This window comes from Chitinophaga arvensicola, assembly GCF_900110835.1.
Classification (GTDB): Bacteria; Bacteroidota; Bacteroidia; order Chitinophagales; family Chitinophagaceae; genus Chitinophaga; species Chitinophaga arvensicola.
Genome location: NZ_FOJG01000001.1, coordinates 2,457,550 through 2,479,939 on the forward strand (window position 1 = coordinate 2,457,550; position 22,390 = coordinate 2,479,939).

The 22,390-nt window shown below is 47.2% G+C and carries 18 protein-coding genes; 6 read left to right on the plus strand and 12 right to left on the minus strand.

Annotated features, from left to right (window positions below):
• Positions 1-17 precede the first annotated feature (17 nt).
• Complete coding sequence (locus tag BMW79_RS10385) at positions 18-4,880, plus strand: PKD domain-containing protein (RefSeq protein WP_089894161.1); 4,863 nt, start codon at positions 18-20, stop codon at positions 4,878-4,880.
• Positions 4,881-4,941: 61 nt separating this feature from the next.
• Here the strand turns inward: BMW79_RS10385 and BMW79_RS10390 are convergent, their stop codons facing one another.
• Both BMW79_RS10390 and kdsA read right to left on the minus strand, forming a co-directional pair.
• Complete coding sequence (locus tag BMW79_RS10390) at positions 4,942-5,343, minus strand: hypothetical protein (protein WP_089894164.1); 402 nt, start codon at positions 5,341-5,343, stop codon at positions 4,942-4,944.
• Positions 5,344-5,456: 113 nt separating this feature from the next.
• Positions 5,457-6,278, minus strand: a complete 822-nt coding sequence (gene kdsA, locus BMW79_RS10395; protein ID WP_177192109.1) for a 3-deoxy-8-phosphooctulonate synthase — start codon at positions 6,276-6,278, stop codon at positions 5,457-5,459.
• Positions 6,279-6,525: 247 nt separating this feature from the next.
• Here kdsA and BMW79_RS10400 point away from each other — a divergent pair, with 247 nt between their 5' ends.
• Positions 6,526-7,464 (plus strand): NAD-dependent epimerase/dehydratase family protein, encoded by a 939-nt coding sequence (locus tag BMW79_RS10400; protein WP_089894171.1) that lies wholly within the window; start codon positions 6,526-6,528, stop codon positions 7,462-7,464.
• Positions 7,465-7,536: 72 nt separating this feature from the next.
• Here the strand turns inward: BMW79_RS10400 and BMW79_RS10405 are convergent, their stop codons facing one another.
• From BMW79_RS10405 to BMW79_RS10445, 9 genes are all read right to left on the minus strand, one after another.
• The gene (locus BMW79_RS10405) at positions 7,537-8,784 is read right to left on the minus strand and encodes a sulfate adenylyltransferase subunit 1 (protein ID WP_089894174.1); all 1,248 of its coding nucleotides are present in this window, start codon (positions 8,782-8,784) and stop codon (positions 7,537-7,539) included.
• A gap of 84 nt (positions 8,785-8,868) precedes the next feature.
• Entirely contained in the window at positions 8,869-9,777 is a 909-nt protein-coding gene (cysD, locus tag BMW79_RS10410; RefSeq protein WP_089894177.1) for a sulfate adenylyltransferase subunit CysD, read from the minus strand.
• A 44-nt stretch (positions 9,778-9,821) separates the two neighbouring features.
• Positions 9,822-10,505, minus strand: coding sequence for a phosphoadenylyl-sulfate reductase (locus tag BMW79_RS10415; RefSeq protein ID WP_089894179.1), 684 nt, complete (start codon positions 10,503-10,505; stop codon positions 9,822-9,824).
• 295 nt (positions 10,506-10,800) lie between these two features.
• Positions 10,801-11,220, minus strand: a complete 420-nt coding sequence (locus tag BMW79_RS10420) for an RrF2 family transcriptional regulator (protein ID WP_089894182.1) — start codon at positions 11,218-11,220, stop codon at positions 10,801-10,803.
• Between the two features lie 152 nt (positions 11,221-11,372).
• On the minus strand, positions 11,373-12,092 hold the full coding sequence (gene dapB, locus BMW79_RS10425) for a 4-hydroxy-tetrahydrodipicolinate reductase (protein WP_089894187.1): 720 nt from the start codon (positions 12,090-12,092) through the stop codon (positions 11,373-11,375).
• A gap of 42 nt (positions 12,093-12,134) precedes the next feature.
• Complete coding sequence (locus BMW79_RS10430) at positions 12,135-12,800, minus strand: DUF5683 domain-containing protein (protein WP_089894190.1); 666 nt, start codon at positions 12,798-12,800, stop codon at positions 12,135-12,137.
• 40 nt (positions 12,801-12,840) lie between these two features.
• Positions 12,841-13,758: a ParB/RepB/Spo0J family partition protein gene (locus BMW79_RS10435; protein ID WP_089894193.1), complete on the minus strand. Its 918-nt coding sequence runs from the start codon at positions 13,756-13,758 to the stop codon at positions 12,841-12,843.
• On the minus strand, positions 13,742-14,563 hold the full coding sequence (locus BMW79_RS10440; RefSeq protein ID WP_089894195.1) for a ParA family protein: 822 nt from the start codon (positions 14,561-14,563) through the stop codon (positions 13,742-13,744). Before BMW79_RS10440 ends, BMW79_RS10435 begins: the two co-directional genes overlap by 17 nt.
• Before the next feature lie 67 nt (positions 14,564-14,630).
• On the minus strand, positions 14,631-15,311 hold the full coding sequence (locus BMW79_RS10445) for a metal-dependent hydrolase (RefSeq protein WP_089894198.1): 681 nt from the start codon (positions 15,309-15,311) through the stop codon (positions 14,631-14,633).
• 452 nt (positions 15,312-15,763) lie between these two features.
• Between BMW79_RS10445 and BMW79_RS10450 the strand changes: the two genes are divergently transcribed.
• The 4 genes from BMW79_RS10450 to lon all read left to right on the plus strand — a co-directional run bounded on the left by BMW79_RS10450 (position 15,764) and on the right by lon (position 21,406).
• The gene (locus tag BMW79_RS10450; protein ID WP_089894201.1) at positions 15,764-17,029 is read left to right on the plus strand and encodes a metallophosphoesterase; all 1,266 of its coding nucleotides are present in this window, start codon (positions 15,764-15,766) and stop codon (positions 17,027-17,029) included.
• Positions 17,030-17,151: 122 nt separating this feature from the next.
• The gene (locus BMW79_RS10455) at positions 17,152-18,060 is read left to right on the plus strand and encodes a hypothetical protein (RefSeq protein ID WP_143059122.1); all 909 of its coding nucleotides are present in this window, start codon (positions 17,152-17,154) and stop codon (positions 18,058-18,060) included.
• Between the two features lie 113 nt (positions 18,061-18,173).
• Positions 18,174-18,788 carry a porin family protein gene (locus tag BMW79_RS10460; protein ID WP_089894208.1) on the plus strand — a complete coding sequence of 205 codons (615 nt, stop codon included), beginning with the start codon at positions 18,174-18,176 and terminating at the stop codon, positions 18,786-18,788.
• A 215-nt stretch (positions 18,789-19,003) separates the two neighbouring features.
• Entirely contained in the window at positions 19,004-21,406 is a 2,403-nt protein-coding gene (gene lon, locus BMW79_RS10465; RefSeq protein ID WP_089894210.1) for an endopeptidase La, read from the plus strand.
• A 147-nt stretch (positions 21,407-21,553) separates the two neighbouring features.
• Here the strand turns inward: lon and BMW79_RS10470 are convergent, their stop codons facing one another.
• Positions 21,554-22,285, minus strand: a complete 732-nt coding sequence (locus BMW79_RS10470) for a pyridoxine 5'-phosphate synthase (protein ID WP_089894213.1) — start codon at positions 22,283-22,285, stop codon at positions 21,554-21,556.
• Positions 22,286-22,390 lie beyond the last annotated feature (105 nt).

Consider the following 22,390-nt stretch of genomic DNA (forward strand, 5'->3'; position numbering starts at 1 on the left):
CCGTATCCGAAAAAACGATGAACCTTACCGTATCTGCAAAGAGCAATATCGTTGCTATTCTATGCTGTGTAATGGCATTTCCTGCCAGGGCACAACTGAAAGCCGCTTTCTCTGCCACCAACACCAGCGCCTGTGGCCTGCTGGTCACCAACTTTACTGATCAATCCACCGGTAATCCCGTATCCTGGCAATGGGACCTGGGAAATGGATTTACTTCCCGGGAACAACATCCCAGCGCTTCTTACGTAACCGGAGGAAGTTATACCGTAAAACTGACCGTAACCGATGCCTCCGGCGCTTCCAATACCATTGTAAAAGAAAACTACATCAATGTATGGAAGAAGCCTGCCGTGAAATTCAATGCCATACCCCCTGCCGGTTGCACCCCTTTTACCACCACTTTCACTGACGGGTCTGATCCCGGTAGCGGTACCATTGCTAAAGTTACCTGGGATTTTGGCGATGGGTTCATCGGCAGCGGCAACACCATTGCCCACACTTTCAATAAAGCCGGTAAATATGCCATCACCCTCACTGTTACCAACAGTAACGGGTGTACCAATTTTGCACGGGTAGATAGCGCCGTGGAAGCACAGGCACCTATTATCGCCGATTTTATAGTGGCAGATAAAACGCTTTGCCAGGCGCCTGCAGACGTTACGATCACCAATACTTCTGTTGGCGGTGGCAAACTCAGCTACCTGTGGACATTTGACGATGGCACTACCTCCACCGAAAAGGATCCGGGTAAACATACTTTTACCACCCCAGGTAAACATGCCATTACACTGAACGTAACAAATGACCTCGGATGTTCCGCCACCAAAACCATCAGCGATATCAATATCGCTAATTATAGCACAGACATAGCATTGCCCGCCCCCGTATGTACCGGCACCGGCAACATTTTTAAGGCTGTTTTATCAGGCATCAATGCAGATAACTACAGCTGGGAATTCAACGGCCAGCCCTATGGCGGAAATAATGCAACAGTAGTATACCTACCCGCTGCAGCCGGGCCTTTGAAAGTAAAATTGACCGCCACCTACGGGAAGTGTACGCAGGTAGTAGAAAAACTGGTGACCGTCAATACGTCGCCAACAGCCAGTATCAGCAGCGACAACAAACCCGTGTGCAGTTTGCCGGCCATCGTTCATTTCAATGATAACGCTACCGGCGCTGCCAGCTGGCTATGGGATTTTGGTGATCAGCAAACATCCGGAGAAAAAGCTCCGGCGCACAGTTACGCTGCCCCGGGATTGTATAAAGTCCGGCTGACTACCGCCAATGCGGCCGGCTGCGGCACCAGCAGTGAAGCAGATATCCAGGTGGTACAAACGATTATTACAGCCACTGCAAATGGCGCCAGTGGCTGTGAAGGAATTACGCCCGGTTTCAGCGCCACCAGTAACAGCAGTGACGCCATCAGTTCTTATGAATGGGATTTCGGCGATGGCTCGCCCCGATCTGCCGCAGCCAATCCTTCACATGCTTACCCGAAAGCCGGCACTTACTCCGTAAGCCTCACATATACTACAGCCAGCGGATGTAAAGGAACCGTGAAATGTAATCCGGATATCACCGTGTTTAAAAAGCCTGTCATAGATTTTTCTTCGCCGGATATTCCACAGGTCTGCGGCAATACCGTGGTGAGCTTTAAAGATCTGTCGGACGTAGGAGATAAATGGCTATGGGATTTCGGTGATAACACTACCAGCGAGGGGAATACACCCACGCCCAAACATGCCTACAGCAACCCGGGAACCTATGATATTAAACTGACGGTGTGGAACGGTACCTGTAGTAATACGCTCCTCAAACCGCAATACATAAAGGCCATCGATCCTTTTCCCCGTTTTAGTATTCTTAACCCCGACTGTAATAACCGGCTTACCGCCACTTTCATAGAAAATTCTACCCAGGCCACTTCCTGGAAATGGGAATGGGGCGATGGTACAGATACCTCCTACACCACCCGTGTGGCCAGGCTTACCCACAAATATTCCCGTACCGGAAAATACCAGGTACGTCTTACGATTACATACGGTGGCTGTACCACAGTGCTGGTAAGAACAGCAGATATGATTGCGGCTTCTCCGGTGACCATCACGGCAGATAAAAACACCTTGTGCAGCAGCGATATTATTACCGCAACGGCCAGCAAGTATGATCCGGATATTTATGTTGCCAATAGCTTTGCCTGGCGGGTAAATGGAAAAGCCTGGCCAGATAGTACACAAACCACTTATCGCTTTAGCAACCTGGCACCCGGTAAGCAGGCTTTACAGCTGCTGGCTGTGAACAGGGTAGGATGTATCGACAGCAGTAATATTGTGAATATACAGGTGCGCGGCCCGCTGGCAGGCTACAACACACCACCTCAGGTGCAATGCCGTGGAACAGTGGTTACGTTTACAGATGCTACAGATCTTACCTACAGCAGCAATATTGTAAAATGGGAGTGGGATTTTGGCGATGGTACACCGGTGAAAACATTCACCGCTCCACCTTTCACACATACCTACTATACGGCCGGATTATTTTATCCGGTGCTGCGAGTGACTAATAAAGAAGGCTGCACGAATGTTTTCTCCGGAAAAAAAATACAGGTAAATGGCCCCAATGCCGCTTTTACCGCCGATAAAAACATCGTGCAACCCGGTGCCAATGTGAGATTTACCAATCGCTCTGTTGAGGTGGGAGGAAAGATTGCCACTACCTCCTGGGATTTTGGAAATGGCACTACTGTTTCCAATTCTGATAATCCTGTTGTGAATTATCCAACTCCAGGCCTGTATACTGTAACCTTAATCATCACCGACAGCAACGGTTGTACAGATACCACTTCACAACAGATCAAGGTAGCAAAGACGGGCGCCGCATTTACCTATACTTCCTCCTTTGTTGATGGTGGCAGTTGCGCACCCATGGTGTTCCGCTTTACCAATAAATCGTTCAACTATATCAGTTCTGCATGGGATTTTGGCGATGGCAGTACCTCAGATCAAACTAACCCAATGCATACCTACATACTGGCTGGTAAATATAAAGTGACTTTAAAAGTAAAAGGAGAAACCGGTGCGGAAGACCAGGCAGAAGAACTGATTACAGTAACCGGGCCTTCTGCGGAGATAACGCCCAGTACACAGGGCGGCTGCCTGGAAAAAGAAGTGGTGTTTAACATTGTTAATTCCAGCGCAGCTACTTTCAACTGGGATTTTACAGATGGGATCATCCAGGAATCAAAGGATACAGTGATCACGCATCTCTTTAAGACCCCGGGAATATACAATCCCCGCCTGTTATTAACAGACAAACAAGGCTGCAAGGGCGTTGCTTTCCTGGCGTCGCCGATCGTTATTGATCAACTCGATGTGAAATTAAATCCTTCGGCCACGCAGATCTGCGGTAAAGGTGAACTCACTTTTGCACCGGTATTTACCAGTCAGGCCATGAGCCTCGGTATGCCGTCTACCTACAAATGGACCTATGACCCTTCTGTGAGGGCAACGGGGGCCAATACAGCCACGCCAAAGTTTTACCTGGATAAACCGGGTACTTATGAATTCAGCTTAACCACTACTACCGCCTATCTGTGCGAAAAAACGGTGTCGGCAACGGTGGTCGTATATCCGGCGCCGGTAGCGTCCATTACGGGGCCGGATAAAGCCTGTAAAGACATGCCTGTCGGCTTTAAAGGAAACAGTACGGGCATGACCGCAGCTACCTGGAAGTGGAATTTCGGTGATAGCGGAACGGACGACAAACAATTACCTGCAGATCACGCATTTGTTGTTCCGGGTAATAAAGATGTTACCCTGACTGTTACCAGCAAAGATGGTTGTACAGACACTGCGCATCATATGATCAATATCCTGCCGCTACCAGATGCCAGGGCTACTTCTTTCAGCGAATTTATCTGTCAGGGAAATACGACCATGCTGCAGGCCAGCGGCGGTGCGCAATATGAATGGACGCCAGCGGCAGGGCTGAGTAACCCGGCCATTGCAAATCCCCAGGCCAGTCCGGCTACCACTACCGATTACCTGGTAAAGGTAACCGACAACAATGGCTGTATCAATACGGCTGCTGTAAATGTAAGGGTGGTACAACCCTTTACGGTAAAAGCGACGCCTGATACTGCACTTTGTTTGGGTGACAAGCTCCCGTTGTGGGTAACCGGCGCAGATAGCTACCAGTGGGAAGGACCGGGACTCGACAATACCAGTTCTGCCGTGCCAACCGCCACGTTGAACAATGCAGGTACCTATGTTTACAAGGTAACCGGGTATGATAAAGATGGATGTTTTTCCGAAAACACCTCGCTGCAGGTACAACTGCATCCCAGGCCTACGGTGAGTCTTGGCGCAGATATGCAGGCAATGGCCAGCGTACCCGTTACCCTGGGTGGTGCTGTCAGCAACGATGTTGTCCGCTGGACCTGGTCACCGGCCGAGTACCTGGATTGCAGCAGTTGTCGTTCGGTGCAGGCCACTCCCAATATTACTACCCGTTACCTGCTGGAAGTAGAGAACCGCTTTGGGTGCAAGGCCTCCGACGATATTGTGATACACATTACCTGCAGCCAGGGCGCTGTATTTATGCCCAATGCCTTTACACCAAATAATGACGGGCAAAACGAATATTGCTATCCTAAAGGAAGAGGCGTAAAAGAAATTGAATATCTGCGGATCTACGACCGTTGGGGAACACTCGTGTTTGAAAACAGGCACTTCCCGATAAATGTGCCAGGCTCCGGCTGGGACGGGAAAAACAGGGGACAAGTGGCGCCTATCGGCACCTACATTTATTCACTGAAAACGATCTGTGAAAGTGGGGAAAGTTTTGAATTTAAGGGTAACATTACTTTGATAAGATAAAAAACAGCTAACAGATAAGAAAGGCTGACCTGCTTTAGGTCAGCCTTTCTGTTTATGGGCTTTATTCCAGATGATAAAGCGTCATGGCATGATAATGATTCTGTAGTTCATTGAGTGTAATCGGCTCGTTCAGCGCCCGGGTTTCATCGCGGTAATGCAGCTGCAGTAACGGCTTATGTCCTTCATCAAACCAACGGACTGAAAAGGGGCCTCTCACATACAACGACCCACCTGCGGGAGACGATGCGGCCTCGTCTTTATGAAACTGTAACTTCAGCAGCGTGGCTTCGGTCAGATGCACGGGCAACAGGTTGTCAAGGTCGTACCAGTACTCACTTTCATCTGTAGCCACCAGTACCTTTTTGTCTTCATGATCTACCTGTAAAATTTTTCCCTCTTTTTCCGCCCCGCCGTAGTTTGTGATAACGGTATCACCTGATTTTAATTCGTGGATATTAATCATAGTGAGCTGAGTTTATGTGTTTCATGAATTTACAGAAAAAACGGGAAAGCCGGAAAAGCAAAAAGCTATTACCTCCGTATGGAAGTAATAGCTTTTTATGATAGCGGGTAAGATTAGAATTTTCTCACTACCTGGCGGATTTCCACCAGTTGTTCCAGCAATGGTTCCAGCAAATCGAGGCGTAACATGTTGGCGCCATCAGATTTTGCTTTGGATGGATCCGGATGTGTTTCGATGAACAGGCCATCTGCACCGGTAGCAATAGCAGCCCTGGCAATGGTGCTGATCATCTGCGGGTTACCACCGGTAACGCCGCTGGTCTGGTTGGGCTGTTGTAAGGAGTGCGTGCAATCCATTACCACTGGCTCGCCCAGGTGTTTCATGATGGGAATATTGCGATAATCCACTACGAGGTCCTGGTAACCAAAGGTGGTACCACGTTCGGTGAGGATAATATGATCATTGCCTGCGCCCTTGATCTTTTCCACTGCAAATTTCATGGACTCTCCGCTGAGGAACTGACCTTTCTTTACATTTACTACTTTGCCGGTTTCTGCGGCAGCCAGCAGGATATCTGTCTGACGGCAGAGGAAAGCAGGGATCTGTAACACATCTACGTAAGCGGCAGCCATGGCTGCTTCTGCGGCAGAGTGAATATCTGAGGTCACTGGTACATTAAACGTTTTACCGATCTTCTGTAACAGTTCCAGTCCTTCCACATCACCTATACCGGTAAAGGAATGTACGCTGGTACGGTTGGCTTTACGGTAAGAGGCTTTGAAGATATAAGGGATAGCTAATTTTTTACAGATCGTAGTAACTTTCTCCGCTACTTCCATCAGGATTTCTTCTTCTTCAATCACACAGGGACCAGCAATCAGGAAGAAATTTTCCGGGTTGTATTGTTCCTTGAATAAAGATTTTAAGTGCTTCATATCTTGAAAAAATTGGGTCATTTAATAGAAGGTGCAAAGATAGTCATTATCCGGCAAAGGCGGCGGATCAAAGCATCGTAATACCGGCAATTGTCATAATATTGTAATCCGAAAACCATGTGCATCACCCGGCGTTATTTTTATTGTTATAGCATTGTCATGCGCAGGGGAGTCATGAGTGGAAATAGCGGCGAACCCGTTAATATTACGGTCCGATTTAAAAAATAGCTTACAATTATATTTTTGTATGAAGAAAGATAAGATACTGGTTATTGGCGCCTGCGGACAAATTGGCGTGGAGCTGACCCTGGCCTTAAGAAAGATGTATGGAGACACAAACGTGCTGGCCTCGGATCTGCGTGAAGAGCATGATCTGTTGAAAGGTACCGGTCCTTACGTATCGCTGGATGTGATGAACAAGGAGATGCTGCACGTATTGGTGATCCGTCACAATATCACCCAGATCTATCTGCTGGCGGCGATCCTGTCTGCCACCGGTGAAAAAAATCCTTTACTGGCCTGGCATATCAATATGCAAAGCCTGCTGAACGTACTGGATATTGCGAAAGAAGAGAATCTCGATAAAATATACTGGCCAAGTTCCATTGCAGTATTCGGACCTAATTCCCCTGCGCAGGAAACGCCGCAGCACACTGTGATTGAGCCTACCACGATTTATGGTATCAGCAAGTTTGCCGGTGAGCGCTGGTGCGAATATTACAACCACCGCTTCGGAGTGGATGTAAGAAGCCTGCGTTACCCCGGGTTGATCAGCTATAAATCAGCACCAGGCGGTGGTACTACTGATTACGCCATTGAAATTTTCCACGAAGCAAAAGAGCACGGAAAATATACCAGTTTCCTTTCTGAAGATACTTACCTGCCCATGATGTACATGCCGGATGCGATCCGCGCTACCATTGAACTGATGGAAGCAGATGCCTCTAAAATTGCAGTACGTTCTGCCTATAACCTGGGTGCTATGAGCTTTTCTCCGAAAGAGATCGGCGCAGAAATTAAAAAACATATCCCTGGTTTCACGATGGCATATGAGCCGGATTACCGTCAGCAGATTGCAGATGGCTGGCCTAACAGTATCGACGACAGCCAGGCGCGCAACGACTGGGGCTGGAAGCCGGAGTTTGATCTGGCTGCCATGACCGTGGATATGCTGAAAAATATCTAAACAATTATCTACATAAAAAAAGCAGCGGAAGGTATTTACCCTCCGCTGCTTTTTTTATAGTGAGATGTGATACTATTCAATGAAACCCACTGCTACAGTCGTATTGTTATACTCATCGATGAGTATAAAAGCGCCGTTGGCAGGATTGTTTTTGTAAGGATCTGCAAATACCGGCGCAGCTGTTTTCAAGGAAATGCGGCCAATATCATTCAATCCCATAGACGTTTTATCTGCTACCTGCGTATGATTGGTTACGTCGGTCACGTAGTTGATCTGCTGCACCTTAGCTTTTACACGGTTTACACCGTGTTGCAGGAGATAGGTTTTACCGGAAGTAAGCGGCAGCTGATCCATCCAGCAGATGTTGGCGCTGATTTCTTTCAGTTGTGCGGGTAATTCATCTGTTTTTACCAGCATGTTACCGCGACTGCTGTCTATTTCGCCTTCGAGGGTGATCACCACGCTTTCACGTGCATGCGCTACCGTTAGTTGCTTTTCGAATTGTTCGATGGTTTTGATGCGGCTCTTCTGTCCGGAGGGCAGGGATACCACTTCATCGCCTACATTGAAATGACCGCTGGCCACTTTACCGGCAAAGCCACGGAAGTCGTGGTATTCGGTTGTTCTGGGGCGGATCACGCTTTGAATCGGGAAACGGGCAGGATGGTTACGGTCTTCATGATCGAACGATACCTGTTCCAGGTATTCCAGCAGGGTGCTGCCGTTGTACCAGTTGATAGCACCAGTGCGGGTAGCCACATTTTCGCCATACAGGGAGGAGATGGGAATGAATTTTACTTCCTGTCCTTTGTATCCGGCATTAGCGAGCATTTGCTGGAAATCTTCCACTATCTGGTTAAAGCGGGCTTCGCTGTAATCTACGAGGTCCATTTTATTTACGCATACCACCAGGTAAGGAATACGGAGGAGGTTAGCGATAAAGAAGTGACGGTGTGTTTGTTCCACAATACCTCTGCGGGCATCGATCAGGATCAGCGATACCTGTGCGTTGGAAGCGCCGGTTACCATGTTACGGGTATATTCGATATGCCCGGGGGTATCGGCAATGATGTATTTGCGGGTAGGTGTGGAGAAGTAGATGTGTGCCACATCAATGGTGATCCCTTGTTCTCTTTCTGCTACGAGGCCATCGGTGAGCAGGGACAGATCCGTAAAATCGAGTCCTTTGCGCTTGCTGGCGGCGTGGAGCGCTTCCATTTTATCTTGTGGAATAGAATTGGTATCGTATAATAAACGACCTATCAAGGTACTTTTACCATCGTCTACACTACCGGAAGTGGCTATACGTAAAACCTCCATTATTTTTTATTTTTAGCTTTTAGCGGCGGGCCGTTAAAAGAAGTGTTCAATTGAGTTATCTAAATAGTCAGGGATGGGTATCTGCTAGAAATAACCGGCCTGTTTTCTCTTTTCCATGGCGGCTTCGGAGCGCTTATCATCGATACGTGCGCCGCGTTCGGAGATCTTGGCTTCCATGATTTCTGCGATGATATCTTCCAGTTTATCTGCTTCTGATAATACGGCAGCGGTACAGGTCATATCGCCTACGGTACGGAAGCGTACTTTCTGGCGGAAAGGCACTTCGTCGGCAGTGGTATTGAGGTACTCTGAGTAAGGCCAGTAGAGTCCATCGCGCTCGATGATTTCTCTTTCGTGGGAGAAGTAGATAGTTGGAATTTCGAGTTTTTCACGCACGATATAATTCCATACATCGAGTTCTGTCCAGTTTGAGATGGGGAATACCCTGACGTTTTCTCCTATATTGATTTTACCGTTGAGGATATCGAACAGTTCGGGACGTTGCATTTTGGCGTTCCACTGACCGAACTCATCTCTTACGGAGAAAATTCTTTCTTTGGCGCGGGCTTTTTCTTCATCTCTGCGGGCGCCGCCGATGCAGGCATCGAACTTACCTTCTTCGATGGCATCGAGGAGGGTAACGGTTTGGAGTGCGTTTCTGCTGGCGTATTTACCGGTTTCTTCCTGCACTTTTCCCTGGTCAATACTGTCCTGTACGTTTCTCACGATAATATCCAGTCCGAGTGTATTCACGAGCCAGTCGCGGAACGCGATGGTTTCGGGGAAGTTATGGCCGGTGTCCACATGTAATAAAGGGAAGGGGATTTTACCGGGATAAAAAGCTTTCTGTGCCAGTCGTACAAGGGTAATAGAATCCTTGCCACCGGAGAACAGCAGTACCGGCTTTTCGAACTGTGCTACCGTTTCACGGAGTATGTAAATTGCTTCATCTTCCAGTGCCTGAGGAAATTCCCAATTTATCTGATTAGTCATGGACTATAATAATTTATACTAAAAAGCTGATGTCTTTAATTTGCTTATCCGTGGAGGCCGCATTCTTTTTGCGACTGTTCCCACCACCATCGGCCGGCGCGGGGATTTTCTCCTGGTTCTATAGCTCTTGTACACGGGGCGCAGCCGATGCTGATAAAGCCTTTGTCGTGTAGTTTGTTATAGGGAACCTTATGTTGTTCCAGGTAGGCCAGTACTTCGTCGTAGCCCCAGTGGATCAGCGGGTTATACTTGTACAGGTGGCGATGTTCGTCCCATTCGAGGGTTTCCATGCCCTGGCGGTTTTCGGATTGTTCTGCCCGGAGGCCTGTGATCCATACTTTAACACCTTCGAGGGCCCTGTTGAGGGGAACAATTTTGCGGATGCCACAACATTCCTTGCGGTTTTCTACGGATTCGTAAAAGCTGTTGGGGCCTTTGGTAGTCACCAGTTTTTCTACAGCGGTGGTGTCCGGGTAATATACTTCTACAGGTTGTTTATAACGGGCCATAGTAAGGTCCATTACATCGTATGTTTCCTGAAAGAGGCGGCCCGTATCCAGGGTAAAAACTCTAACCGGCAAGTGGTTACGCCAGATAATATCTGATATTACCTGGTCTTCCTGGCCAAAAGAGGTGGAGAATGCGACAGCGCCGGGGTATTGTTCCAGCAGATACTGTATGGCCTCCTCTACCGGTTTGTTGACCAGCGCGGTGGTAATGTCTGTCATGTAGATCTTCCTTATTGATTGATTTGTCTAGTGCCAGCGGAGTAATTACGGCTACTCCTCTAACAAAAATACATAAAACCTATAAAAAAGATAGACTAAATAGGCAAAAAATTATTTCTTTCCCTGGAAGTGGCTGTAGTGGCGGGAATTAATGTTGAACAGGGAATACGAAGTTGTCAGGTAAGGTTTACTGGTGGTTGGGGAAAACGGTTTGGGGATACCCCTGATCAGGAGATCTGCTATTATAAAGACTAAAGCCGGCACGATGGCCGGCTTTAGAAAGTTGAACCCTTCATTAGTTATTTCGGGTCAGAATATCTTTCAACGTCTTGTTTTCCAGTATTTTAAGCGCAGAGTCTCTTACCCGTCCCATTACTTCGTTGAGGCCGCAAACGGCTTCATCACGGCAATTTTCGCAGCGTTCGTAGTAGTTGAGGCTCACGCAAGGGAGGAGGGCAATGGGACCATCCAGCAGGCGGATGATCTTGGCCAGTGCGATCTCTTTGGGAGGTCGCATGAGGTAATAGCCTCCGCCTTTTCCTTTTTTACTGCCGAGGATACCGGCATTCTTCAATTCCAGCAAAATGTTTTCGAGGAATTTGATAGAGATATTTTTTTCCTGGGCGATTTCAGATATCAGGATGGGGCCTTTATCTACATTCTCTGCCAGGTGTACTAATGCGTGAAATGCGTATTGTGTTTTTTTCGATAACATACTGACTGATTTGCATCCCTCCACGGATGAACTAATAGTGCGGTGCACACTTTATATTCCTGCAAAGATAAGCAGTTTTTAGCTGCCAGCAGTTAGTGGCTGGCTTTTAGCCGCCGGAGTGTGTCCGGTGGCTAAAAGCAGGTAGCTGACGACTAGCCCAGGTTCAATACATCCCGCATGGTAAACACGCCGGTTTTGCCTTTGATCCATTCTGCCGCTACTACTGCGCCGGCTGCAAATCCTTCGCGGGAATGAGCAGTGTGCGTGATCGTAATATCATCGATGGGAGAAGTGTAATTGATGGTATGTGTACCTGGCGCCGGATCAATTCTTTTAGAGATGATCGGGAGGATTTCAGGTTGATTGCTTTCTTCATTTACCCAGCTGGTTTTGCGGGTAACGGATGCCATCAGTTGTTCTGCCAGTGTGAGGGCAGTACCGCTTGGGGCATCTTTTTTATGGGTGTGGTGGATTTCTTCCATGCTTACACCGTATTGTGGCTGACCGGCCATGAGTTCGGCCAGTTTCTTATTCACTTCAAAGAAGATATTTACCCCGATGCTGAAATTGGTAGCATGAAGGAAGGCCTGTTTTTTCTCCAGGCAGATAGCTTTTATTTCCGGGAGTTTGTCGAGCCAGCCGGTGGTACCGCATACAACGGGCACGTTGGCATCGAAGCATTTCAGCACATTGTGGTAGGCTGTTTCAGGTGTGGTAAATTCGATGGCTACATCTGCCTGGCCGAGGTGTTCCTTTTCCAGCAGGTGTTTGCTGTTGAGATCAATACGGAGTATCACTTCGTGTCCTTTGGCGGTAGCAATAGCATCTATTGCCTGTCCCATTTTACCATATCCGATGAGCGCTATTTTCATGACCCTTGCTAGTTGTATTTAAAGTTGATGGTTTAGTGGTAATCAGCGGCCGGCGAAGTACCGGTTGCTTTTAGCCTTTTTGCCCCCGATAGAGATATTGAGGCTGAGACCCAGTGTACGGTTGTTGATGATGGTAGGCGAAACGCGCATACTGAGATCATCCGACATATCGAAGTTACGCAGGTGCGCAAACACGGTAGCATCAATAATATTTATCCCGTAGGCGAGTACAAAGAACAGTACGGAATAATCCACATATTGCCGGAACTGGTCCCTGGCGCCTTTGATGGCTTCATCATCAAACGGAGCCGTTTTAGGATTGGTATCTTTGGTATCCGGGTTGCCGTCTACGCGGAGGCGGTAGGCATCGCGGTACATTTTGTATGTTTTCATATTATCAATAAAGAAGTAGGTACAAGTGCCGATGGCAGCGTATGCCAGCGGAATTTTCCAGTATTCTTTATTGTATGCCTGTCCGAGGCCGGGTACTACTGCCGAATAGAGGGCCGCTTTGCGCGGGCTATGGGGCAGTTTGGAATCCGGCACATAAGCCGAATCTGTAAAGAGGGCGCTGTTGGCGGCTTTCACCGTATCGGTGCCGGGTGCTGGTGTAGGCCGGATAATCGTATCCATTGTTTTGGCGACAGGGCGCAGGGTATCCTGCTGCGCATGTGCTGGTATTGCTACCGCTGCTGCCGTTAAAAACAAGAAAATGTATCGTAGTGAATGAAATATGTATTGAGCCTTATTAGCCACCGTATATATCTATTTTTTCCAGGATACTATCCAGCTCTTCATCCGAATAGAATTCAATTAAGATGCTGCCTTTACCGCTTTTATTCCTATCCAGTTTTACTTTGGTAGAAAAGTGGGTAGCAAGTTTGTCCTGTATTTTCAGGAATGCAGGCGCCAGTTTGGCTTTGGCAGCTTTCTGCTGTTGATTTTTATCGGCCTGATTGATGTTGCGGGCCAGTTCTTCCGTTTGTCTTACCGATAAGCCATTTTTCAGGATTTCGTTGTACAGGAAGAGTTGGTTTTCCACGTTTTCAACACCGGTAAGCACGCGGGCATGTCCCATGCTGAGTTGACCGTTTCTTACTGCTACCTGGATATCCGGTGGCAGTTTGAGGAGGCGGATATAGTTGGTGACGGTACTTCTTTCTTTGCCCATGCGGTCAGCCACCTGTTCCTGAGTGAGGCTGCACTCATCCATGAGGCGTTTGTAGCTGAGACCAACCTCAATAGCATTGAGGTTTTCTCGTTGAAGGTTCTCCAGCAGGGCGAGTTCCAGGAGTTCCTGGTCGTTGACCTGGCGGATATACGCGGGAATATCTTTAAGACCGGCGAGTTTACTGGCTCTCAGACGTCTTTCACCGGCGATCAGCTGGAATTTTTTCGCGCTGATGCGGGAAACGGTGATGGGTTGAATAACGTCGTGGAGTTTGATAGACTGGCTTAGCTCCTGTAAAGAAACCTCATCAAAGTCACGACGCGGCTGTTTCGGATTGGTTGCAATCAGATCGAGTGATATACGTTCAATACCGGTAGCAGCGGCTACCACTTTATCACCGAGGGCGCTGGCAGTTTGCTTCAGGTCTGTGTCCATATTCTGAAGCAGAGAGCGGATGCCTTTACCCAATGCCTCTTTCTTACTTGGATTGGTCATCGTTTATAGCTAGGATTTTGTCTTTGGATTTAATTTTAGTGAAGTTATGTTTCTGCAGGATTTCCTTGGCCAGGTTCAGGTAATTGATTGCACCTGTGCTGGCAGCATCATACATAATCACGGATTTGCCGAAGCTGGGAGCCTCTCCCAGTTTGGTGTTGCGGTGGATGATGGTGTTAAACACGCTTTCTTCAAAGTGTTGTTTTACTTCATCCACTACCTGGTTACTGAGGCGGAGACGGCCATCGTACATGGTCATCAGGATACCTTCAATTTCCAGTTCTATATTCAGGCGGCTTTGTACAATTTTGATGGTGTTGAGCAGTTTACCGAGACCTTCCAGTGCAAAGAATTCACATTGTACGGGGATGATCACGGAATTGGAAGCCACGAGGGCATTTACGGTGATAAGGCCGAGGGAAGGGGAGCAGTCAACGATTACAAAATCATAGTCAGCTGCTACAGAATCAATCACCTGTTTCATCACTCTTTCCCTGCTGGGGTGATTGATGAGTTCCAGTTCAGCACCTACCAGGTCTATATGAGAAGGTAATACCTTCAGGTTAGGGGTATCAGATTCCAGGATCACATCTTTGGCCTGCACATCATTCACCATACAATCGTACAAGCTCTGCTGCACATTGCGCAGGTCGAAACCCAGCCCTGTGGTGCTGTTAGCCTGCGGATCGGCGTCTACGAGCAGTGTCTTAAATTCCAGCACAGCCAGGCTGCTTGCCAGGTTTATTGCACTTGTAGTTTTTCCTACGCCACCTTTCTGGTTAGCGATTGCGATTATTCTAGCCATTGTGTAATTTAAAAATTCAAAGGTTATTTATAGGATAAAGGATAAATCAGCGATGATCACTTCTTCCCTAAACCTCTATGGTACTACCTATTTCAGGCAGTAACAGCTCAAGCCCGGCATCAATAAACAACATCTTTGCTTCGTCGGTATCGATCTTAACATAGCCGAACGTATTATAGTGTACTCCGATTATTTTCTGGCATTCAATCATCTCTGCAGCTGCGATGGCATCTTCAATACCCATTGTGAAATTGTCGCCGATAGGCAGCACGGCAAAATCCAGGGAAGTGATGGCCGGGATCAGTTCCATATCCACGGTCAGTGCGGTATCGCCGGCATAGTAAAAGTTCGCTTCTTCCGTCATGAAAATAAAGCCCATCGGGTTGCCACCGTAGGTGCCATCCGGTAAACTGCTGGAATGTTGTGCTACCACGCATTTTACAGTACCGAAGTCGAATTTCCATTTACCGCCGGTATTCATCGGGTGCAACTTTTCTATTCCCTGTTTACCCGCCCAGGTCACAATTTCATAATTGGATACCACTGTTGCATTGGTCCTTTTTGCCAGATCCACCAGGTCGGCCGTGTGGTCCTCATGTCCGTGGGAAACAAAAATATAATCCGCCGTTATGGCATGGATGTCTACTTTAGCCGCCAATTCATTATGTGTGATAAAAGGATCAAAAAGAATTTTTTTACCTTTTATTTCCACTGCAAAACAGGAATGTCCGTAGCAAGTATACTTCATAATCAATCCATTTGAACAAATCACGACATCATACCGAAAGGATATACCTTCCGTAATTCGTAATTAATCTACACCTTATATTTAAAAGTAGCGCAATTAAAAGTAGCCTAATCGGACAAAAATACAACGATTAGGTAAAATTCGGGTGCTGCAGTATATTTATTTATACACAAACTGTTCGCAGAACAGGGTCCGTTATCCGTTAACAGGTTAATTTTAAACCAGTTTCAGCAGGGGTAAGATTAATACATTATTAAAATATTAAAATTATCTATTGTTTACCGGTCAGCCAGCAAATGTACTGTTCCTCCTACTGAATAAAAAAAATAAAACATACAATTCTTCGCGTTGTTATACGTCTGGTATATTACGTCGATCCCGTTTTAACTTTTCGGACCCGATTACTTGTATTAAATTGCTTAATTATTATATATCTATATTAAATTTTTATAATGCGACCCGGACTTAATTCCGTTATACTCATTGTTTTCCTCCTTTTGCTGGATTTATATGTTTTCCAGGCCGTCAGGGCCATGGTGTATATGTCTGCTCCAAGGGTGAGGAACGTTACCTATTCCGTTTACTGGGCAGTATCTGCCATTTGCGTGATCATGATCGCCCTGCTGCCGTATATCAACTGGCATAACTGGCCGGCCACGCTGAAGTCGTACCTGATGGCCATTTTCATGGGCCTGGTGGTAGCCAAGCTCCTGGTAACGCTGTTTTTGCTGATAGACGATGTCCGGAGAGGGGTGATATGGATTATCCGTAAAGTCAGTGGAGCACCGGTGGCGGATACCTCCACCGTGGTAAGCGGTTTGTCCCGTTCCCAGTTCATTAACCGGCTGGGGCTGATCACCGGCGGCGCCTTTTTCGGCACGCTGATGTATGGCTTCTCGAATAAATACAATTACCGGATCCATAAGGTAAAACTGAAGTTCGACCAGCTGCCCGCAGCCTTTAAAGGACTGCGGATTGTACAGATCTCAGATATACACTCGGGCAGCTTTGCCAACCGGGACGCAGTGCTGAAAGGCATTAAGATGATCAATGCCCAGAAGCCCGACCTGGTATTGTTTACCGGCGATCTGGTAAACGACCGTGCAGTGGAAATGGACGAATGGATCGACGTGTTCAGCCAGGTGAAAGCGCCTATGGGCGTGTATTCTACACTGGGTAATCACGATTACGGCGATTATTTCCCCTGGCCGGACAAAACGCCCAATGGTTACAGTGCTATGCAGCATGAAAACCTGGAAGCGTTAAAGGCCGTGCACGGAAAGCTGGGCTGGAAGCTGATGATGAATGAAAACGTAATCCTGGACCGTAACGGCGATAAAATTGCCTTGCTGGGTATTGAGAACTGGAGCGCTATCAAGCGTTTCCCCCGCTATGGCGATTTGAAACGCGCCTATGAGGGCACGGAGCAGATACCTTTCAAGATCCTGTTGTCGCATGATCCTACCCATTGGGACGCCCAGGTACGTACAGAATATCCGGATATTGACCTGATGCTGGCCGGCCATACCCACGGGATGCAGTTTGGTATCGAAATACCCGGCCTGAAATGGAGCCCTGCCCAGTACTTCTACAAGGAATGGGCTGGTTTATACAAGAAGAAGACACAGTTCCTGTATGTAAACAGGGGATTTGGCTTTTTAGGCTACCCGGGCAGGGTAGGCATACTGCCTGAAATTACGGTGATCGACCTCGTGTAAGCTGGTTGCGCAGGAACTGACCGATAGAAAAGCATTGTTTAACCCCTCATTCGTCCTATTCACGGACAGGGAGTTAAACAATGCTGAAATACGTTTATCTTGCAGTGACGTATTTTTACATCATGCGCCTATACTTCTTAACCTTCCTGTTGTTATGTAGCCGTATTGCATCGGGACAAACGTTGGCAGAGCTGGAGCAACAGCTGGACTCCTTGCTGCAGAAGCAGCAGAAGAGCGAAGTTGTGGCTGGCATCGGCTACGGCAACAACCCCGCCTATGGTAGTAAAGTCACCAACTTTGAGCTGCCGATCGTATTAAAAACGTTTGTAGCACCTTCTCTCAGTTATTATCATAAAAGTGGTTTATATGCCAGCGTAAGCGCCTATTATCTTTTCAATTCCGTTAAAAAGCCCTGGTTTGAAACGGATCTTACCGCTGGGTATGACTATACCAGGAGCAGGAACTTTCTGACGGGAATATCCTATACCCGGTATCTCTTTGCTGATTCTACCGATGTGCCGGCGACCCCTATAAAAAATGAACTCTTCGCGTACTTTTATTATCGTAAATGGTGGCTGCAGCCAGGCCTGAGCGTGGATTACGGCTGGGGGAAAGATGTATCGGAAGGAATGTTTAAAAGAGAAACCCTGCGGGGCAACGATTTTAATATCATAGCTGCGGTGAGGCATCCTTTTATTTTCTCCGGTGTAATCAGTCGTACAGACCTGTTCCTGTTTACCCCTTCGCTGAACTTAACCTTGGGCACCGCCAACTATTACAGTAACCTGAAGGCGTTCCAGTATATTACCCGCTCCCCGAAGATGACGCAGATCATGACACATCCGGGCAGGGAACTGAATTTTAAAGATCATACCGATTTTGAGCCACGTGCAGCAGACATTACACTGAATATATCTTACTTTATTGGTCATCTGAATCTGGCGCCTGCCTATACTATTTTTAAGCCGTTGACCGGCACTGATCAGGGGATTATGAGTTATTTCACTGCCCGCATCCTGTACAGTTTTTGATTTTCTTAACAAATAGCACGGAATTTGTATTTACCGGAAATGTAATTAGAAGATAGGGGTATCATTTAGGAGAGACGTCTATATTTTAACCATTACTAACAATACAAATTTTTATGAAAAAACTGTTCTTCGCCGTAGCAGTGCTGATCGCTGCTGTTACCACTGTGTCAACTGTTAATGCGCAAACCAAATTGCTGCGCTTCGGTATCAAGGGAGGCGCCAACCTCGGAAAGCTTGATGGTACCGGTTTTCAGGATGGCTTCAAATTAGGCTACCACCTGGGAGCATTTGCGCAGGTAAATCTTGTTAAAGGATTTGGCGTACAGGGAGAGTTGGTCTTCTCTTCCACCAAAGCTGAAACTACCGACAAGTTCAGTGATATTTATGAAGGTGTAAGTACTTCTGATAACCGTAAGAAAATTAACCTGAACTATCTCAGCATTCCATTATTAGCCAATATTGATCTGGGAACCCCTCGCCTGAAACTGCAGGTAGGTCCTCAGTTTGGTGCCCTGGTAAGCGATAAGAAAGTGCTGGGCGCTGCCAACACCGCTTTCAAAGGCGGTGAAATTTCAGGTGTAGCCGGTTTATGGTTACAACTGCCTATCATCAACATAAGTGCCCGTTACATCATTGGCTTCAACGACGTGAAAGATGTAAACAGCGTGGTAAGCACGAGCAACTGGAAAAACCAGAGCATTCAGCTGGGCGTTGGTGTATCTTTCTAAGATCCGGCAGAAAATATTTTATAAGCAGCAAAGGGAGAAGTGGAAACACTTTTCCCTTTGCTGCTTTTTTGTTAAGTCTTGTAACAGGACTGGTGCAGGGAGCCTGACAGGGCGTCACTTGGCATTAAACTTGACAATATAGGGATAAATAAAAATAAGAGGACTTTTGCCGGATTGTATGACAGAATGTCCTCATGAGGCTTTAAATATCTCAGATGAACAGATTTTATTTAGGAAATTCGGAAGATGAAATGGAGTTCATGCCTATTATCCCTTTGAACGAAGATGGGGAAGGACAGGAGGATGAAAACATTCCCGATGAACTGGCATTATTACCATTACGAAATACAGTATTGTTTCCGGGTGTTGTACTGCCGATTACGGTGGGCCGGGATAAGTCTATAAAAGCGGTGAATGACGCCTACAAAACTGACAAATCGATCGGTGTGGTAGCGCAAAAAGACAGTACGATAGAAGATCCGGGTGTAGCGGATCTGAGTGAGGTGGGAACTGTGGCACGTATTGTAAAGCTCATTAAGATGCCTGATGGTGGCACCACTATCATTATACAGGGGCGGAAACGTTTTAAGATAGATGAAATATTAACGGAAGATCCGTACTTCAAGGCGAAGATCAGCGTATTGCAGGACGAAGCTGCAGAAGATGATTCGGAGTTTGAAGCATATATTTCTTCTATCAAGGATCTGGCAGCACAGATCATTCAGTTATCACCCAACCTGCCTTCAGAGGCGAGTATTATTCTGAAGAACATCGAGAATCCATCGTTCCTGGTGCATTTCGTGTCTTCTAATCTCAATTCTGATCTGAAGGATAAGCAGCAATTACTGGAAACCAATAACCTGCGCACCCGTGCAGAATTGCTGATGAAGCTATTGCAGACAGAACTGCAGCTGGCAGAGCTTAAGAACAAGATCACCAACAAAACCAAGGCCGACCTGGACAAGCAGCAGCGGGATTATTTCCTGCAGCAGCAGATGAAGTCGATCAAGGAAGAACTGGGTGGAGATGCCAATGACCGGGAGCTGAAAGAAATGAAGCGTAAGGCAGAAGAGAAGAAATGGCCTGCTGCCGCCGCAGAAGCTTTTGCCAAGGGCATTGAAAAACTGGAGCGTATGCATCCGAGCACACCGGATTACAGCGTGGTGTATAACCACCTGGATCTTTTGCTGGATCTGCCCTGGGGCGAATATACGACAGACAGCTACGACCTGAAGAAGGCGAAGAAGATACTGGACCATGACCATTACGGCATGGAAAAAATCAAAGAACGCATATTGGAATACCTGGCGGTATTGAAACTGAAAGGGGATATGAAGTCGCCTATCTTATGTTTCGTAGGCCCTCCGGGTATTGGTAAAACTTCCCTGGGACGTTCCATTGCGAATGCCGTAGGTCGTAAGTATGTGCGTTTGAGCTTAGGTGGCTTGCATGATGAAAGCGAGATCCGCGGACACCGCAAAACTTACATCGGTGCCATGCCGGGCCGGGTGGTACAATCGATCCGCAAGATCAAATCCTCTAACCCGGTGATGATCCTCGATGAAATCGATAAGATCGGTAACGATATGCGGGGCGATCCTAGTTCTGCATTGCTGGAGGTACTGGATCCTGAACAGAACAGTACTTTCTATGATAACTACCTGGAGCTGGAATATGACCTGAGTAAGGTATTATTTATTGCGACTGCCAATAACATTAATTCTATTCATCCGGCATTGCGCGACAGGTTGGAGATTATTGATCTGAGTGGTTATTCTATTGAAGAAAAAGTAGAGATTGCCAAAAGGCACCTGTTGCCCAAGCAGAAGGATGCACATGGATTGAAAGATACAAAGGTAAAGATCAGCAATGCGGTGATTGAGCAATTGATTGCCGACTATACGCGGGAGAGTGGTGTACGTGAACTGGACAGACAGTTTGCGGCGATTATGCGTAACCTGGCGAAGCAGGTAGCAATGGAAGAGAAATTACCGGATGCTTTAACAGACGAAGGATTACAAAAGATATTAGGTAAGCCGCGTTATTCCAACGAGATCTATAAGGTGGGTAATCCGCCGGGAGTAGCGGTAGGATTGGCCTGGACATATGTAGGTGGAGATATCCTGTTTATAGAGAGCAGTTTGAGTGATGGCAAGGGTGATCTGAAGCTGACGGGTAACCTGGGTAATGTGATGAAGGAATCGGCGGTAACAGCGCTGACTTACCTGCAGTCGCATGCCGCAGAGGTTGGGATAGATCCGAAGATATTTGCGCAGAAGAGCGTGCATGTGCATGTGCCGGAAGGGGCAGTACCGAAAGATGGCCCGAGTGCGGGTATAACCATGCTGACGGCGCTTACATCTGTATTTACCGGCCGCAGGGTGAAATCTTATCTGGCTATGACGGGAGAGATTACGCTTCGCGGGCAGGTATTACCGGTAGGTGGTATCAAGGAGAAGATTCTGGCCGCCAAAAGGGCAGGTATCCGGGAAATTATTCTTTGCTGGCAAAATGAGAAAGATATCAAGGAAATTAATCCGTCTTATATTAAGGGGATGAAGTTCCATTATGTGCGGCAAATGAACCAAGTGCTGGAAATAGCGTTATTAAAGAAGTAACACCGCGTAACATTGCTGCCAGTCATGGCGGCAACTTATATACAGTTCATATCGGTTTTGTTGTGACCCCGCTATGAACTTCATGTTGATTGTTTTAAGGGTTAAATAAAGCCATTCCGGTAAAAGGGAATGGCTTTATTATTTGTATTAATCTGCGAGTTGTCTTTTGTAGAGTTGGATGGTATTTTCCAGTCCGAAGTAGAGTGCGTCTGCTACGAGTGCGTGCCCGATGGATACTTCCTTCAGTTGTGGAATATGCAGTTTGAAGAAGCGGAGGTTATCCAGGTTGAGGTCGTGGCCGGCATTGAGTTCCAGACCTATGGCGGTAGCTTCTTTAGCAGTGTTTTTGTAATCGTTGAACAGCTGTAGGTTTTGCGGCTGTGTACGGGCGTTCGTATATTCTTCTGCGTAAGGGCCTGTATACAGTTCGATGCGGTCTGCACCGGCGGTTTTGGCGCCTTCCACTTTTGTTACGTCAGCGTTGAGGAAGATAGAAACGCGAATACCTGCATTTTTCAGGGTAGAGATCACATCTTTCAGTTGTGACTGATAGGCGATGGTATCCCAACCGGTGTTGGAGGTAATGGCGTCTGGTGGATCGGGTACGAGGGTGCATTGGTGTGGTTTCACCGAGAGTACCAGGTCCATAAAGTCCTGCGAAGGATATCCTTCAATATTAAATTCTGTAGTGACCAATGGTTTCAGGTCTCTCACGTCCTGATAGCGGATATGCCGTTCATCGGGGCGTGGGTGAACGGTAATGCCATCGGCGCCGAAGCGTTCACAGTCCTGGGCCACTTTCAAAATATCCGGTAGATTGCCTCCACGTGCATTGCGCAGGGTAGCAAACTTGTTGATGTTTACACTCAGCTTTGTCATGGGTCAAAATTACTTTATAAAGGAGAAAGAGCAAAACGGGTTTTGTGGGTAAAAAAAAGCAGCGGGAAGAAGTACGACTTCCTCTCCGCTGCTTTTTTAAAATGT